Source organism: Streptomyces sp. MP131-18, from assembly GCF_001984575.1.
Taxonomy (GTDB): Bacteria; Actinomycetota; Actinomycetes; order Streptomycetales; family Streptomycetaceae; genus Streptomyces; species Streptomyces johnsoniae.
The window spans coordinates 4,151,272-4,165,841 of record NZ_LZNS01000001.1; the positions used below are offsets into that span (position 1 = coordinate 4,151,272).

At 71.2% G+C, this 14,570-nt stretch carries 15 protein-coding genes and 1 tRNA gene; 8 read left to right on the forward strand and 8 right to left on the reverse strand.

What is annotated here, in order from left to right; all coding sequences use genetic code 11:
* Positions 1-5 precede the first annotated feature (5 nt).
* The gene (locus STBA_RS18650) at positions 6-902 is read left to right on the forward strand and encodes an SURF1 family protein (RefSeq protein WP_077060334.1); all 897 of its coding nucleotides are present in this window, start codon (positions 6-8) and stop codon (positions 900-902) included.
* Here the strand turns inward: STBA_RS18650 and STBA_RS18655 are convergent.
* From STBA_RS18655 to STBA_RS37215, 3 genes are all read right to left on the reverse strand, one after another.
* Positions 841-2,619 (reverse strand): prolyl oligopeptidase family serine peptidase, encoded by a 1,779-nt coding sequence (locus tag STBA_RS18655; protein WP_077060335.1) that lies wholly within the window; start codon positions 2,617-2,619, stop codon positions 841-843. The genes STBA_RS18650 and STBA_RS18655 overlap by 62 nt on opposite strands.
* A 94-nt stretch (positions 2,620-2,713) precedes the next feature.
* Positions 2,714-3,190: a RidA family protein gene (locus tag STBA_RS18660; RefSeq protein WP_077060336.1), complete on the reverse strand. Its 477-nt coding sequence runs from the start codon at positions 3,188-3,190 to the stop codon at positions 2,714-2,716.
* A complete protein-coding gene (locus tag STBA_RS37215) occupies positions 3,187-3,345 on the reverse strand; it encodes a DUF4177 domain-containing protein (protein WP_143659512.1) in 159 nt (52 codons plus the stop codon). The genes STBA_RS18660 and STBA_RS37215 overlap by 4 nt, the downstream gene beginning before the upstream one ends.
* Positions 3,346-3,520: 175 nt before the next feature.
* Between STBA_RS37215 and STBA_RS18665 the strand changes: the two genes are divergently transcribed.
* Positions 3,521-4,459, forward strand: a complete 939-nt coding sequence (locus STBA_RS18665) for an ArsA-related P-loop ATPase (protein ID WP_253195246.1) — start codon at positions 3,521-3,523, stop codon at positions 4,457-4,459.
* 145 nt (positions 4,460-4,604) lie between these two features.
* The gene (locus STBA_RS18670; RefSeq protein WP_077060337.1) at positions 4,605-6,005 is read left to right on the forward strand and encodes an ArsA family ATPase; all 1,401 of its coding nucleotides are present in this window, start codon (positions 4,605-4,607) and stop codon (positions 6,003-6,005) included.
* Between the two features lie 20 nt (positions 6,006-6,025).
* On the opposite strand, the gene STBA_RS18675 is transcribed toward STBA_RS18670, so the two are convergent.
* Entirely contained in the window at positions 6,026-6,385 is a 360-nt protein-coding gene (locus STBA_RS18675) for a WhiB family transcriptional regulator (RefSeq protein ID WP_077060338.1), read from the reverse strand.
* A gap of 339 nt (positions 6,386-6,724) precedes the next feature.
* Between STBA_RS18675 and STBA_RS18680 the strand changes: the two genes are divergently transcribed.
* Complete coding sequence (locus STBA_RS18680; protein ID WP_079252012.1) at positions 6,725-9,043, forward strand: transglycosylase domain-containing protein; 2,319 nt, start codon at positions 6,725-6,727, stop codon at positions 9,041-9,043.
* 27 nt (positions 9,044-9,070) lie between these two features.
* Here the strand turns inward: STBA_RS18680 and STBA_RS18685 are convergent, their stop codons facing one another.
* Positions 9,071-9,535 carry a GatB/YqeY domain-containing protein gene (locus STBA_RS18685; protein WP_077063423.1) on the reverse strand — a complete coding sequence of 155 codons (465 nt, stop codon included), beginning with the start codon at positions 9,533-9,535 and terminating at the stop codon, positions 9,071-9,073.
* Positions 9,536-9,577: 42 nt separating this feature from the next.
* Between STBA_RS18685 and STBA_RS18690 the strand changes: the two genes are divergently transcribed.
* Positions 9,578-10,519: a metallophosphoesterase gene (locus STBA_RS18690; RefSeq protein WP_077060340.1), complete on the forward strand. Its 942-nt coding sequence runs from the start codon at positions 9,578-9,580 to the stop codon at positions 10,517-10,519.
* 44 nt (positions 10,520-10,563) lie between these two features.
* Positions 10,564-10,637, forward strand: a tRNA-Pro gene (locus tag STBA_RS18695).
* A 548-nt stretch (positions 10,638-11,185) separates the two neighbouring features.
* Here STBA_RS18695 and STBA_RS38355 read toward each other — a convergent pair.
* Positions 11,186-11,383, reverse strand: a complete 198-nt coding sequence (locus STBA_RS38355) for a hypothetical protein (RefSeq protein ID WP_216355939.1) — start codon at positions 11,381-11,383, stop codon at positions 11,186-11,188.
* 52 nt (positions 11,384-11,435) lie between these two features.
* Positions 11,436-12,068: a response regulator gene (locus STBA_RS18710; RefSeq protein WP_077060343.1), complete on the reverse strand. Its 633-nt coding sequence runs from the start codon at positions 12,066-12,068 to the stop codon at positions 11,436-11,438.
* 287 nt (positions 12,069-12,355) lie between these two features.
* Between STBA_RS18710 and STBA_RS18715 the strand changes: the two genes are divergently transcribed.
* On the forward strand, positions 12,356-13,537 hold the full coding sequence (locus STBA_RS18715) for a serine hydrolase domain-containing protein (protein WP_253194822.1): 1,182 nt from the start codon (positions 12,356-12,358) through the stop codon (positions 13,535-13,537).
* Between the two features lie 9 nt (positions 13,538-13,546).
* Here STBA_RS18715 and STBA_RS18720 read toward each other — a convergent pair whose 3' ends face one another.
* Positions 13,547-13,990: a MerR family transcriptional regulator gene (locus STBA_RS18720; RefSeq protein ID WP_077060344.1), complete on the reverse strand. Its 444-nt coding sequence runs from the start codon at positions 13,988-13,990 to the stop codon at positions 13,547-13,549.
* A 92-nt stretch (positions 13,991-14,082) separates the two neighbouring features.
* Between STBA_RS18720 and STBA_RS18725 the strand changes: the two genes are divergently transcribed.
* Positions 14,083-14,514 carry a PPOX class F420-dependent oxidoreductase gene (locus STBA_RS18725; RefSeq protein ID WP_077063425.1) on the forward strand — a complete coding sequence of 144 codons (432 nt, stop codon included), beginning with the start codon at positions 14,083-14,085 and terminating at the stop codon, positions 14,512-14,514.
* Positions 14,515-14,570 lie beyond the last annotated feature (56 nt).

Here is a 14,570-nt window from a genome sequence, read left to right on the forward strand (position 1 = left end):
AGCGCGTGTACCGGTTCCTGCTGACCCCCCGCTGGTGGGCGATCAACCTTTTCGTGGTGCTGTCGATTCCTGTCTGCCTGATTGCGGGCACCTGGCAGCTGGCGCGCTTCGAGGACCAGGTGGACTCGCACCGCGAGCAGCAGGAGCGCGCCGAGGCGACGGACGCGCCGCGGCCGCTCGCCGAGCTGCTGCCGCTGACCACCGAGACCGTCGGCAGGCAGGCCGAGGTCACCGGCACCTATGACGTCGAGCAGCAACTGCTCGTGCCCGGGCGCATGTTGGAGGGCAAGCGCGGCTACTACGTGCTGACCCCGCTGCGGCCGGCCGACGGCGGCCCGGCGGTGCCGGTCGTCCGCGGCTGGCTGCCGGGTGCGGCCGACGACGCGGCCCCGCCCGCGCCGCCGGAGGGCGAAGTCACAGTCACCGGGGCCCTTCAGGCCGCCGAGTCGCCCAGCAAGGTCACCACGCCGACCACGGGGCTGTCCGCCGGTCAGCTGGGCGTGATCGGCGCCGCCTCGCTGATCAACGTGCTGCCGTACGACGTTTCCGACTCCTGGATCACGGTGCGGGACGCCGAGGAGCCGATGGCCGCCGTGCCCGCCGAGGCACCGACCGGCACCGGCCTCGACATGGACGCGTTCCAGAACCTCGGGTACACCGCCGAGTGGTTCGTCTTCGCGGCGTTCGCCGTGTTCATGTGGTTCCGCCTGTTCCGGCGGGAGGTGGAGTCCCAGCACGATGCCGAGCTGGAACGCCTCCTCACCGAGGCCGGAACGCCCGCCGCGGAGCCCGGAACGCCCGCCACCGACGCCGGAACGGCTACGTCCGACGCCGGAACGGCTACGACGGCGGATGCTTCAGATGCTGCTGTGCGAACCGGATCTCCTGCGCCACCTGCTTGATCCGCTCCTCCACCACGAGCGAGCCGTGCCCCGCGTCGTACCGGTACACCTCGTGCGGGGTGCCCTGCGCGGCGAGGCGGTCCACATAGTTCTCGATCTGGCGGATCGGGCACCGCGGATCGTTCACCCCGGCCGAGATGTAGACCGGCACCCGCACCCGGTCGACGTACGTGATCGGCGAGGACGCCGCCCAGCGCTCGGGCACCTCCTGCGGCGTGCCGCCCAGCAGGGTGCGGTCCATCGCCTTCAGCGCCTCCATCTCGTCCTCGTACGCGGCGACGTAGTCGGCCACCGGCACGGCGGCGACGCCGACCGCCCACGCGTCCGGCTGCACGCCGAGGCCGAGCAGCGTGAGGTAGCCGCCCCACGAGCCGCCCGTCAGCACCAGCCGCTCCGGATCGGCGAGCCCCGAGGAGACGGCCCACTCCCGTACCGCCCCGATGTCCTCCAGCTCGATCAGCCCGATGCGGTGCTTCAGCGCGTCCGTCCACTCACGCCCGTACCCGGTCGAACCGCGGTAGTTGACCCGGACGACCGCGAAGCCGTGGTCGAGCCACGCCGCGGGCCCCGCCGTGAACGCGTCGCTGTCGTGCGCGGTCGGGCCGCCGTGGATCTCGAACACCGTCGGGAACGGACCCTCGCCGCCCGGCGGCGTCTGCACCAGCGCGTGCACCCGGCCGCCGGGACCCGCCACCCACGCGTCCGTCACCGGAACGGACGGCGGGGGACGCATCCCCGGCGGGTCCAGCACGATCTGGCCGGACGTCGACCTGATCTGCGGCGGCTCGGCCGCCGACGACCACAGGTACTCGGCGGTGCCGTCCGGGCGTGCGGTGGCTCCCGAAACCGTGCCCTGCGGCGTCTCGACGCGCGTGAGCGCGCCCTCGGCCAGGTCGTAGCGCCACAGCTCGCTGCGCGCCTGCCGGCTGTGCTCGACCAGCAGGCCCGCCGCGTCGGGATACCACTCGGCGGCCACGTCGCCCGGCAGGTCGAACGCCGTCTCGGTCTGCTCACCCGTCAGCGGGTCCCAGATCATCGGCTCCCACCGGCCGCGCCGCTGGTGCCCGATGAGCAGCCGGGAGTCGCCGTCCACGGGCGCGAAGCCGAGCACGGACAGGCCCAGCTCCTTGGTGCCGCCCTCGGTGTCGTCCAGCTCCGCGACCGTGCTGCCGTCCGGGCGCACCACGCGCACGGCCGAGTGCATCGCGTCGCCGTGCTCGGTGTGCTCGACGGCCAGCAGCGTGCCGTCGTGCGACAGGTCACCGACGCCGCCGGACTGGCGGTGCCGGTAGATCTCGACCGGCTCGCCGCCCGGCCGCACCACGTGGATGGTGGTGCCGTCCTCCTCGGTCATCCGGCCCACGACCGCCGTCCCGTCGTGGCCGAGCGCGAGGCCCGCAGGGAACGACGGCTGGAGGCCGGGCACCGCGGGCTCGTCCGGCCCGCCGTGGAACGGCTGCCGCATCCACACGCCGAACTCGTCGCCGTCCGTGTCGGCGAACCACCACACCCACGCCCCGTCCGGGCTGAGCGTCCCGGCGACCGTCCCGTTCGGCCGGTCGGTGGCCTGGCGCTGCTCGCCGCTCGCCCGGTCCCACGCGTACAGCTCGAAGGTGCCCGTCGCGTTCGACACGAAGAGCGAACGGTCCGGCGCGTGCCGCGCCCACTGCGGCAGGCCCACGCGCGGCGCGCGGAAGCGCTTCTCCCAGTCGGGCATGGGCTGCCGACCGGGCGTGGGCTCCTGCGCGCCGCCGGCAGCGCCGCCGGCAGCGTCGCGGGAAGCGCCCCCGCCGCCGGGACCCGCGTCGTCGTCAGTCATCCGTCAGCTCCACGACGATCTCGACCTCCACCGGGGCGTCGAGCGGCAGCACCGCCACGCCCACCGCGCTGCGCGCGTGCCGCCCGCGCTCGCCCAGGACGTCGCCGAACAGCTCGCTCGCCCCGTTGATCACCTGTGGCTGCCCGGTGAACCCCGGTGCGGAGGCCACGAACCCGACCACCTTCACCACGCGCTCGATCCGGTCCAGGTCCCCGGCGACCGACTTGACCGCGGCCAGCGCATTGAGCGCGCAGATCCGCGCCAGCTCCTTGGCGCGCTCCGGGCTGACCTCGGCGCCGACCTTCCCCGCGGCCGGCAGCTCGCCGCCGACCATCGGGACCTGTCCCGACGTGTACACGTACCGGCCGCTCCGCACCGCCGGCACGTACGCGGCGACCGGCGGCACGACCTCGGGCAGCGCGATCCCCAGCTCGGCGAGCCGCGCCTCGACGGCGCCGCCCCCGCTCACTGCGGCTTCTCGCGCTTGAAGTACGCCACCAGCTGTTCCGGATTCGGTCCCGGGATCACCTGCACCAACTCCCAGCCGTCGTCCCCCCAGTTGTCCAGGATCTGCTTGGTGGCGTGCACCAGCAGCGGCACGGTCGCGTATTCCCACTTCTTCATGGGCCTCACTCTAGCGACCACCACTGACACCCCAGGGGCCGTTCCCCTCCGCTCACGTACGCTGCCAGACGTGAGCGGAACGGGCATGAGCGGCACCGGCGGCCTCCCCGGCAGCGGCGGCCTCCCCAGCAGCACCGGCGGCACCGGCGGCAGCGCGGGCGGGACCAGGCTGCACGTGGTCAGCGGCAAGGGCGGCACCGGCAAGACCACCGTCGCCGCCGCCCTCGCCCTCGCCCTGGCCGAACGCGGCAGGCGCACCCTGCTGGTCGAGGTCGAAGGGCGGCAGGGCATCGCCCAGCTCTTCGAGACCGAGGCGCTGCCCTACGAGGAACGCCGCATCGCCATCGGCCCCGGCGGCGGCGAGGTCTTCGCGCTCGCCATCGACGCCGAGCAGGCGCTGCTCGACTACCTCCAGATGTTCTACAAGCTCGGCGGCGCGGGCCGCGCCCTGCGCCGCATCGGCGCGATCGACTTCGTCACCACGGTCGCGCCGGGCCTGCGCGACGTGCTGCTGACCGGCAAGGCGTGCGAAGCGGTCAGGCGGCGCGGCCCCGACGGCGGCGAACGGGCCTACGACGCGGTCGTGATGGACGCCCCGCCGACCGGCCGCATCGCCCGGTTCCTCGGTGTCAACAACGAGGTCGCCGGGCTCGCGCGCGTCGGCCCGGTGCACCACCAGGCGCAGGCCGTCATGCGGGTGCTGAGGTCGGCCGAGACTGCCGTCCACCTGGTCACGCTGCTGGAGGAGATGCCGGTGCAGGAGACGGCCGACGGCGTCGCGGAGTTGCGTGCCGCGGGCCTCCCGGTCGGCGCCGTGGTGGTCAACATGGTCAGGCCGGCCCACCACCTGCCCGCGGTGCCGGCGGGACAGGCGGGCGAACGCGCCGTTGCCCGCGCCCTGGCCACGGCCGGTCTGCCCGACGCCGCCGCGCTCGCCGCCCCGCTGCTCGCGCAGGGCCGCGAGCACGCGCAGCGGCTGGCGCTTGAGAAGGCCCAGCGCGCCGAGCTGAACGGGCTGGGCCTGCCCGTTCACGAGCTGCCGCTCCTCGACGAGGGTGCCGACCTGGCCGGCCTGTACCGGCTGGCGCGCCGCCTGCGCGAGCTGGAGTGGTGAAGGCCCGTGGAGGCGATCGGAGCGGGTGCTGCCCGCATGAGGCCCGCATGAGGCCGTGTGCGGACGGACACCGCCGCACCGGACTTGATCAGGACGCCGTCGGAACACCGCCAGCACCCGGGCGGTGCGGGGAGGAGCCCGAACCGTGAGTGAGGACGTGCCCGCGCTCGACATCGACCCGCTGCTCGACGACCGCGGCATCCGCATCGTCGTCTGCTGCGGCTCCGGCGGCGTCGGCAAGACGACGACCGCCGCCGCGCTCGGTCTGCGCGCCGCGGAGCGCGGGCGCCGCGTCGTGGTGCTGACGATCGACCCGGCCCGGCGGCTGGCCCAGTCGATGGGGCTGACCGAGCTGGACAACGTGCCGCGGCCCGTGTCCGGCATCGATCCGGCGGCGGGCGGCGAGCTGTTCGCGATGATGCTGGACATGAAGCGGACGTTCGACGAGATCGTCGAGGCGCACGCCGACCGGGCCCGCGCCCGCGCGATCCTGGACAACCCGTTCTACCAGTCGCTGTCCGCGGGCTTCGCGGGCACGCAGGAGTACATGGCGATGGAGAAGCTGGGCCAGCTCGCCGCGACCGGCGACTGGGACCTGATCGTCGTCGACACCCCGCCCAGCCGCTCCGCGCTCGACTTCCTCGACGCGCCGCAGCGGCTCGGCTCGTTCCTCGACGGCCGCTTCATCCGCGTGCTGATGGCCCCGGCCAAGGCGGGCGGCCGCGCGGGGCGGAAGGTGATGAGCCTCGGCATGGCCGGGCTCTCGATGGTCACCGGCACGCTCGGCAAGGTGCTCGGCGCGGCGCTGCTGCGGGACGTGCAGACGTTCGTGGCCGCCATGGACACGATGTTCGGCGGGTTCAGGACCCGCGCCGACGCCACCTACCAGCTGCTCCAGGCGCGCGGCACCGCGTTCCTCGTCGTCGCGGCACCGGAGCGGGACGCGCTGCGCGAGGCGGCGTACTTCGTCGAACGGCTCGGCGCGGAACGGATGCCGCTGGCCGGCCTCGTGCTCAACCGCGTGCACACTTCCGCCGCCGCGCGGCTCGGTGCGGAGCGTGCCGCCGCGGCGGCCGAGGCGCTGGACGCGAAGAATCTTGCGGGGGGCGGCATTGTGGATCATCTGCCCGGGCAGGATGGCTCACGGGGCGGCCGCCGCTCTCCCGAAGGCACGTCTCCGGCGGCTCCGCCCATGCCGTCGGCCGACGACGCGCCCGGCGACTCCGGTGACTCCGGCGACTCCGCAGACGATGACGATTCCGGCGAAAACCCCGGCCGTTCGGACGGTCGTTCTGACGGTCATCCCGCTGTCCGTGCCGACCGGCTCACGGCGGACTTGCTGCGCGTTCACGCCGAGCGCATGCGCCGGCTCGCGCGCGAGGCGCGCACTCGGGCCCGTTTCACCGCGCTGCATCCCGAGGTGCCCGTGGTGGAAGTGGCCGCGCTGCCCGGCGACGTGCACGATCTCGCCGGGCTGCGGACCATCGGCCGCGAGCTGGCGGGGGGCGCGGACGGCCCGGCCGTGGGGTCCGGGAACGGGGATTGACCGGGACGGGGGACGACGGATCAGCCGGCCTGTGCGAAGTCCCGGTAGGCCCCCACCGGCAGCTCCTCGTAGTCATGTGACGCCGGAACAGCGCGAGTTGTGCTGCGCTCGTACTCCATGCGCGCCGTCTCCAGCAGCCGCCGCCAGGAGGTGACGGTGGGCCGCCGACGCAGCAGCGCGCGCCGTTCCCGCTCGGTCATGCCGCCCCAGACGCCGAACTCGACCCGGTTGTCGAGCGCGTCCGCGAGGCACTCCGTGCGCACCGGACACCCGGTGCAGACCGCTTTTGCCCTGTTCTGAGCAGCCCCTTGTACGAACAGTTCATCCGGATCAGTCGTGCGGCAGGCCGCCTGCGCACTCCAGTCGGTAACCCAGCTCATGCCGGTGCCGTCCTCTCCCGAATCGAGGCTCCCCCACGGCGGCAAGTGGCATATTCACCCTTGCCAGTCCAGGACGTTACGGAACGCGAGCACGGCACAACACCCCCAGGGGGTCCATTCTTGAATGGCCCGTTCGGACTATGGGCTGTGGGCTTCACCCGCACGAGTGAGACAAGGGTCCGGCTGGTAAACACCTGCGCCGAGGAGAGGCACAACCTCTCCTCGCCTCACCCCAATGGGTGATCGGGCGCTTGACGGCTGGCCGTTTCTGTGAACTGTGAGTAGCTTAGGCGAACAGATGGACCCCTGTCCGGCTTTTGAGAACGTAGGCTTGCTGCCATGAGTAGGAAGCGTCCGGGTGGCGGGCTGAGCGCGACTCAACAGGTAGCCAAGTTCCTCGGGGTCAGCGTGCTGTCGGGGGCGGTGCTCGCGGGCCTCGCCCTGCCCGCCGTGGGGGCGTTCGGCCTCGCGGCCAGGGGCACGATGGAGGGGTTCGACGAGATCCCGGCCATGATGGAGCGCCCCCCGCTCAGCCAGAAGACGACGATCCTGGACGCCGAGGGCAACCGCATCGCGGACGTCTACTCCAGGAACCGCACGGTGATCGAGCTCGACGAGATGTCGGAGTACCTGCCGCAGGCGCTCATCGCCATCGAGGACGCCCGCTTCTACGAGCACGGCGCGGTCGACCTGCGCGGCATCATGCGCGCGCTCACGACCAACGTGGAGTCCGGCGGGGTCGAGCAGGGCGCCTCGACCCTGACCCAGCAGTACGTGAAAAACGTGTTCGTCGAGGCCGCGGGCGACGATCCGGAGGCCGTGGCCGAGGCCACCATCCAGAGCGGCGCCGCGGGCCTCGGGCGCAAGATCCGGGAGATGAAGTACGCGATTCAGCTCGAACAGGAGCTGACCAAGGACCAAATCCTCGAAAACTACCTCAACATTACGTATTTCGGGCAGCAGGCGTACGGCGCCGAGGCCGCGGCCCAGCGCTACTTCTCCAAGCCCGCCGCCGACCTGGCCCTCCACGAAGCCGCCCTGCTCGCCGGCCTCGTGCAGTCGCCCAGCCAGTACGACCCGGTGAACGACGACCAGGCCGCCCTCCAGCGGCGCAACACCGTTCTCCAGAGCATGGTCGTCACCGGTGACATCACCCAGGCCGAGGCCGACGAGGCCATGGCCCTGGACCTCGGCCTCAATGTGAGCCAGCCGCGCAACGGCTGCATCACCGCCGTCAACGACGCCGGGTTCTTCTGCGACTACGTGAAGCACGAGTTCCTGGCCAACCCGGTCTTCGGCGAGACCCGCGAGGATCGCGAAGCCCTGTGGGCGCTCGGCGGCCTCACCATCCAGACCTCCCTCGACCCGCAGGCGCAGGAAGCCGCCGCGGGGGCGGCGCGCGAGGGCGCGTTCGCCGACGACTCCGTCTCCGCCACCGTCGTGGCCGTCGAGCCCGGCACCGGGCACATCCTGTCGATGGCGCAGAGCCGCCCCTACGGCAACGACCCGGAGCAGCACCAGACCACCATCAATCTCAACGTCTCGCAGGAGATGGGCGGCTCCAACTACGGCTTCCAGCCCGGCTCCACCTTCAAGCCCATCACCGCGGCGGCGGCCCTCGAAGGCGGCATCTCACCGGCCCGCGAGTTCACGACGGACAATGAGCTGACCGTTCCCAAGGCCGACTTCAGGAACTGCGACGGCCAGCCGCTCACCGACGAGGCCGAGCCCAACTACGAGCTGGGCAACGAGCGGGACGACATGGAGGGCACCTGGGACATGACCGAGGCCCTCGCCGACTCGGTCAACACCTACTTCGTCGAGCTGGAGCGCGAGGCCGGGCTCTGCGAGACGATGCAGACGGCCGCCGAAATGGGTGTCGAGCGCGGCGACAACGAGCCGCTGGCCGCCGTACCGTCTCTCACCCTCGGCAGCGAGACCATCGCGCCGCTCCAGATCGCCAACGTCTACGCCACGTTCGCCGCCCGCGGCATGTACTGCGCCCCGTCCGCCATCACGGCGGTGACGGACGCGGAGGGCGAGGAGCTGCCCGTTCCCGAGCCCGAGTGCGAGCGCGCCATCTCCGAGCGGAACGCCGACCTCATCAACGCCATGCTGCGGAATGTTGTCGACAACGGCACGGGCAGTTCCGTCGCCATCCCCGGACGGCAGGTCGCGGGCAAGACCGGCACGACGAACGACCGGCGCGACGTGTGGTTCGCGGGCCACACCCCCGAGGTCGCGACGGCCGTGCACGTCGGCAACGAGAACGAGAACCAGGCCATGGTCGACATCAACATCGCCGGCCAGTTCTACGAGCAGGCGGGCGGCGCCAGCGTCGCCGGCCCCATCTGGCGCCAGGCCATGACCGGCGCGCTCGCCGACGTGCCGCCCTCCACGTTCGCGCCGGTCGAGGTGCCCCGGGGGGACGATGACGACGACGACCGCGAGGACGACGACCGGCCCGGCGACAACCGCCCCGGTGACGGCGGCGGTAACGGCGGCAACGGCGGTGGTGGCAACGGCAACGGCGGCAACGGTGGTGGGGGTGGCGACAACGACGGGGACAACGGAGGCGGCGGGCGCCCCGACATCGACCTGCCGGGATTCCCGCCGGACATCTTCAACCCGGACGGCGGGGGCGGCCGCGGCGACTGAGGCGCGGCGGCCGCAGGGGCCGCCCGGTCAGCCCGCCAGGGCCTTCTTGACCGCGGCGGCCACCCGGCCGCCCTCGGCCCGCCCGGCGACCCTCGGGTTCACGATCTTCATGACGGCACCCATCGCCCGCGGGCCCTCCGCACCGCCCGCCCGCGCCTCGGCGACCGCCGCGGCCACCAGCTCGCCCAACTCCTCGTCCGACAGCTGCTTCGGCAGATAGCCGGCCAGGATCTCGCCCTCGGCCCGCTCCCGTTCCGCCTGGGCGGGCCTGCCGCCCTTGTCGAACGCCTCCGCCGCCTCGCGCCGCTTCTTCGCCTCCCGCGCGATCACCTTCTGCACCTCGGCATCGGACAGCTCGCGGGCCGTGTCACCCGCGACCTCCTCCGTGGTAACGGCGGCCAGCGCCATCCGCAGAGTGGCGGAACGCAGCTCGTCGCGCTCCTTGATCGATGCCGTCAGGTCGTCCCGCAGGCGGGACTTGAACGTGGTCATGCCCCCCATTGTGCGCCACCGTTCATCTGAAACGATGGCCCCATGCGCGCCCGCTACCGCATTCCGCTCAACACCGCCCTCACCGCGACCGCCCTGTCCGCCGCCGCGGTCGCCTACGCCGCCGGATTCGAAGTGAGGTCCTTCCGCCTGCGCCGGGTCACCGTCCCGGTCCTCCCGCCGGGCGGTCGCCCGCTGCGCGTCCTGCACGTCTCCGACATCCACATGGTGTCGGGACAGCGGAAGAAGCAGCGCTGGCTGCACTCCCTCGCCGGGCTGCGCCCCGACTTCGTGATCAACACCGGCGACAACCTCTCCGACCCCGAGGCGGCCCCAGAAGCCCTGGACGCCCTCGGCCCGCTCATGGAGTTCCCCGGCGCGTACGTCTTCGGCTCGAACGACTACTACGCCCCCCGCCCGCGCAACCCGGCCCGCTACCTCGCGGAACGCGCAACCGGCCGCCACGGCCTCAACGGCAACGCACCCGCGCGCAACGTTCCCAGGAACCCGTGGTGGGAGCTGCGCGACGCGTTCGACGACGCCGGCTGGGTCAACCTCACCAACACCCGCGGGCGCCTGAAGGCGGCCGGCGCGGACATCGCCCTCACCGGCCTCGACGACCCGCACATCCGCCGCGACCGCTACGACGAGGTCGCCGGCGGCCCCGAGCCAGGCGCCGACCTCGCCCTCGCCGTGGTCCACGCCCCCTACCTGCGGGTCCTCGACGCGTTCACCGCCGACGGCTACCCCCTGATCCTGGCCGGCCACACCCACGGAGGCCAACTGTGCATCCCGTTCTACGGCGCACTGGTCACCAACTGCGACATCGAGCCGGCCCGCGTCAAGGGCCTCTCCACCCACGAAACCCCCACCCACACCTCCTACCTCCACGTCTCGGCAGGCTGCGGCACCAACCGCTACACCCCCGTCCGCTTCGCCTGCCCCCCGGAGGCCACCCTGCTGACGCTGACCCCCCGCGAAACCTGATTTCCCGTACGCGACCCGGTCGGCTAGAGTAGTCGTCGCTGCACCGGGGTGTGGCGCAGCTTGGCAGCGCGCTTCGTTCGGGACGAAGAGGCCGTGGGTTCAAATCCCGCCACCCCGACAGAGGTCAGAGGGGACATACTCACGTGAGTATGTCCCCTCTGTCGTTGTGTACAGCAGCGAAGTACAGCAACCGCTACGACTCGCGCTGACCCTTCCCGCCGAGTGCCTTGCGGCACGTGAGTGTGGACCTCCATGGTGACCGCGGTCTCGGAGTGCCGCAGGATCTGCATGGCGATGCGCGGGGTGCACGTCCATCGCGGCCAGGAGTGACCCGCAGGTGTGCCGGGTGTCGTGCACGCGGATCACGCGGACGCCGGCCCGCTCGCAGCGGCGGACGGACTCACGGTTGAAGTTCCTCGGATCGATCGGTGTGCCGTACCGGGTGGTGAAGACCATGTCCGAGCCCGACGAGACCTCTTTGGCCGTTTCCCGCGCCGCCGCTCGGTCCTTCTGCCGGGCCCGGAGGGCGGCGGTGCAGATATCCGGCAGGGGCAGCACGGCTTCCGATGCCTCGGTCTTGGCGACGTCCGAATGGATCAGTTGACGCCGGGCCCGCTGAAGCTGATGCCGCACGCGCAGCTCCCCCGCGTCGATGTCCACGTCCGACTAGGTGTGCCCCAGCACTTCCCCCTTCCGCAGGCCGAGGACGAGCACCAGGACGTAGGCGGCGTGGAGATAATCCCGTTCCGCCTCGGCCCGTTCCAGGAGGCGGCAGGCTCCTCCACCGCCCAGGGCTCGGGCTTCTTCCGTCAGGCGGGCTCCGCCCCGCCCGATCTGCTGGACCAGCGTAGGACCCCTGACCATGCCCGATCCCAGCCCAGGCAGGACACCAGCCAAACCCACTCCATCGACGCGGTCAGAGCGAGCCCAGGCGGGCCCTCTCCATGAGGTCAATGACGTAGTGAACCAGGTCAACAGGGGCTGTAGTGGCAGCGAAGATCCGCCGGTCGACCCCTTTCGTGGGATCGAACCTCCTTGTGTAAATCAGCACCGGAACGGCTATGTGATACCGCTCCAACTCGCGCAGCATCTTGATGCCCGCTTGCGGATCGCCGTCCCGGTCCAGGTCACTGATGATGACGTCGTATGGCCTACGAGGGATGCGGGGGACAGCATCTTCCGTCGACAAGACAACATCGACGGTCATACCGACGGTACGGAAGAGTTCGACGAGCGGGGCGTTACCCTCCGGATGATCATCGACCCAAAGCAACGTACCGCCCCGAAGAAACTCGGCCGCATGCTCCAGCCTGCCCAGAGCTGTACGTCTATCGGTCGCGGAGACAGCGGTGTCGTTTCCGGCAGAAGCTCGATCCAGCAGCTCGCTGGCAAGCTCGACCTCAATACCCATCGCCCGAAACGCTGTCATACGAGGTACCATCCGCCCAACGATCGTTCCTCGTAATGTGAAGTACATAGTGGCCGCGAAAGCCACCCAGAGCGCACTGGGAACGGTGTCTATCAGCTTGATCCAGATGGCTTCCGACATCCGTACATCTTCCAGGATGCGGCCATGCCGGTACAGCAGCCGAGTACAGAAACCGCAGCGGCCATGCGTGACTCCCAGCGTCCCCGCCGCCCTCGTTGTGCTGGCCAGGGTGGGAGACCTCATCGGCCGCCCCGCCCGGAGTTCGGGACGGAGAGGTTGTGGGTTCGCATTCCGCCGCTGCGGCAGAGAGACAGCAGGTCGGGTCTCACCTACTTATTTGGTCGTGTGCGTTCGGTGCGTCGCTTTCGTTTCGGTGCGGTGGGGGTAACCCCCGGGTGGATATGGCGATGAGCCCCATCGTGGCTGTCCGGCTTCTCCAGCAAGCTCTCTGCAAACGGGTCCTTCACCGGGAGGTCGGGATGGTGCGCATGCATCGGGTGCTGGTGGCTGCGACGGCGGCGTTGGCGGTGGTTGCGGGGGCGGCCACTGCTTTTGCCTCGCGGGGGGAAGCCGGCGTGCAGGAACGGCTGGACGATGTCGTGGCCGCCGGTGCGGTGGGCGCGCTGGTGGAGGTGCGTGACGAACGTGGCGTGTGGCGCGGGACCAGTGGGGTCGCCGAACTGGACACGGCACGGGAGGTGCCGGCTCGCGGGCAGTTCCGGGTGGGCAGTATCTCGAAGACGTTCGTCGCCACAGTCGCTCTGCAGCTCGTCGGGGAAGGGCGGCTGCGGCTGGACGACTCGGTCGAAGCGTGGCTGCCCGGAGTCGTTCCGGATGGTCACCGCATCACCGTGCGGCAACTGCTGAACCACACCAGCGGGTTGTACGACTACAAGCCCACGCTGCCGATGCCGCCGGAGCCGGAGTTCCTGGACCACCGGTGGCGGACCTGGACCGCGGCCGAGCTGGTTCAGCGCGCGGTGGCCAACCCGCCGTCGTTCGAACCGCCGGGTTCGGACTACGCGTACTCGAACACCGGCTACCTCCTGCTCGGTCAGATCATCGAGGAGGTGACCGGGCGGTCGTACGGCGAGGAGATCGAACGCCGGGTCATCCGGCCGTTGCGGTTGCGCGACACCTCGCTGCCGGGGGCGTCGCCGCTCATGCCCGGGCCGCATGCGCGCGGTTACGTGCCGATACGGCAGGACGGTGAGGAACGTCTCGTCGACTACACGGAGATGAATCCGTCGGTGCTGGGCGCAGGTGGCGAGATGATCTCCACGGCAAGTGATCTCAACCGGTTCATGGCGGCGCTGCTCGGCGGGCGCCTCCTGCCGGGGCAGCTGCTCGACGAGATGATGACACCGGGTGTCGAGGACCGGGAGTACGGGTTGGGGCTGGCTTGGCAGGACACCTCGTGCGGGGTCCGTGTGTACGGCAACGACGGCGATGCCCTGGCGTACCAGTCCTGGTCGTTCGCCACGGAGGATGGGCGCAGGCAGGTCGCGGTCGCGCTCACGCCCGACTTCCGGGGCGACCCCGACGACGCCGTTGACGCGCTTCTGAACGAGGCTTTCTGCGGCGTGTGAACGCTCGGTTCAGCGGCGGCGCGTGCGCCGGGGCGCGGACGGCGTGGACGGCGTGGCCGGCGCGGGCGAGTCGCAGGCGTGGGTGCGGGGGTTGTCCGGCATGCGGTGTTCGGTGGCGTCGATGTAGTCGTGCAGGGCCTTGCGGGAACGGGTCAGCGTGTCGATGTGGTCGTCGAGGTCCCGCAGGCGGGCGCGGAGGGCGTCGAGGAGTTCGGGGCAGGGTTCGAGGTCGGGGACCGCGCCGGTGGCGCAGGGGAGCAGGAAGCCGATGTCCTGGGTCGAGAGGCCGGCGTGGAGCAGCTTCCTGATCTGGGACACGGTCACGACGGCGTCGTCGGTGTACTCGCGGTAGCCGTTGGCGCCGCGGCCGGGCTCAAGGAGGCCCTGCGTCTCGTAGTAACGCAGTTGGTGGGTGTGGACTCCGGTCTGCCGGCTGAGTTCCCCGATCAGCATGCCCGTTTCTCCTTGACCTTCATGCCGGTGTGAAGGTTGATGATTCTGTCATGACGTCACACGCCACACCGCGTTCCCAGGAAGTGATCACGATGAACGCCACAACTTTCAGTCCGCATGCGCTGCTCGCGGAAAGCCGGCTCGGTGTCCTGGCGACGATCAAGTCGGACGGCCGTCCGCAGCTGTCCCCCGTTCAGCCGTTCTACGACCGGGCGGCGAATGTCATCCACATTTCGACGAGGGAGGGGCTCGCCAAGACGGCGAATCTGCGCCGCGACCCGCGGGCCGCCCTGGAGGTGACGAGCGCCGACGGCATGGCGTGGGCCACGGCGGAGGGCACGGTGGCCCTGACCGGCCCGGGGACGGACCCGCGCGGTCCGGCGGTCGAGGCGCTGGTGGACTACTACCGCGCCGCCGCCGGGGAGCACCCGGACTGGGAGGAGTACCGGCAGGTGATGGTGTCGGACCGCAGGGTGCTCCTCACGCTGGCGGTCGACCACGTGTACGGCGCCAGGATCGGCTGACCGCGCGCCGCGCGCCGCCGGGAGCCGCCGGGAGCCGCCGCGCGCCGGGGGGCGGC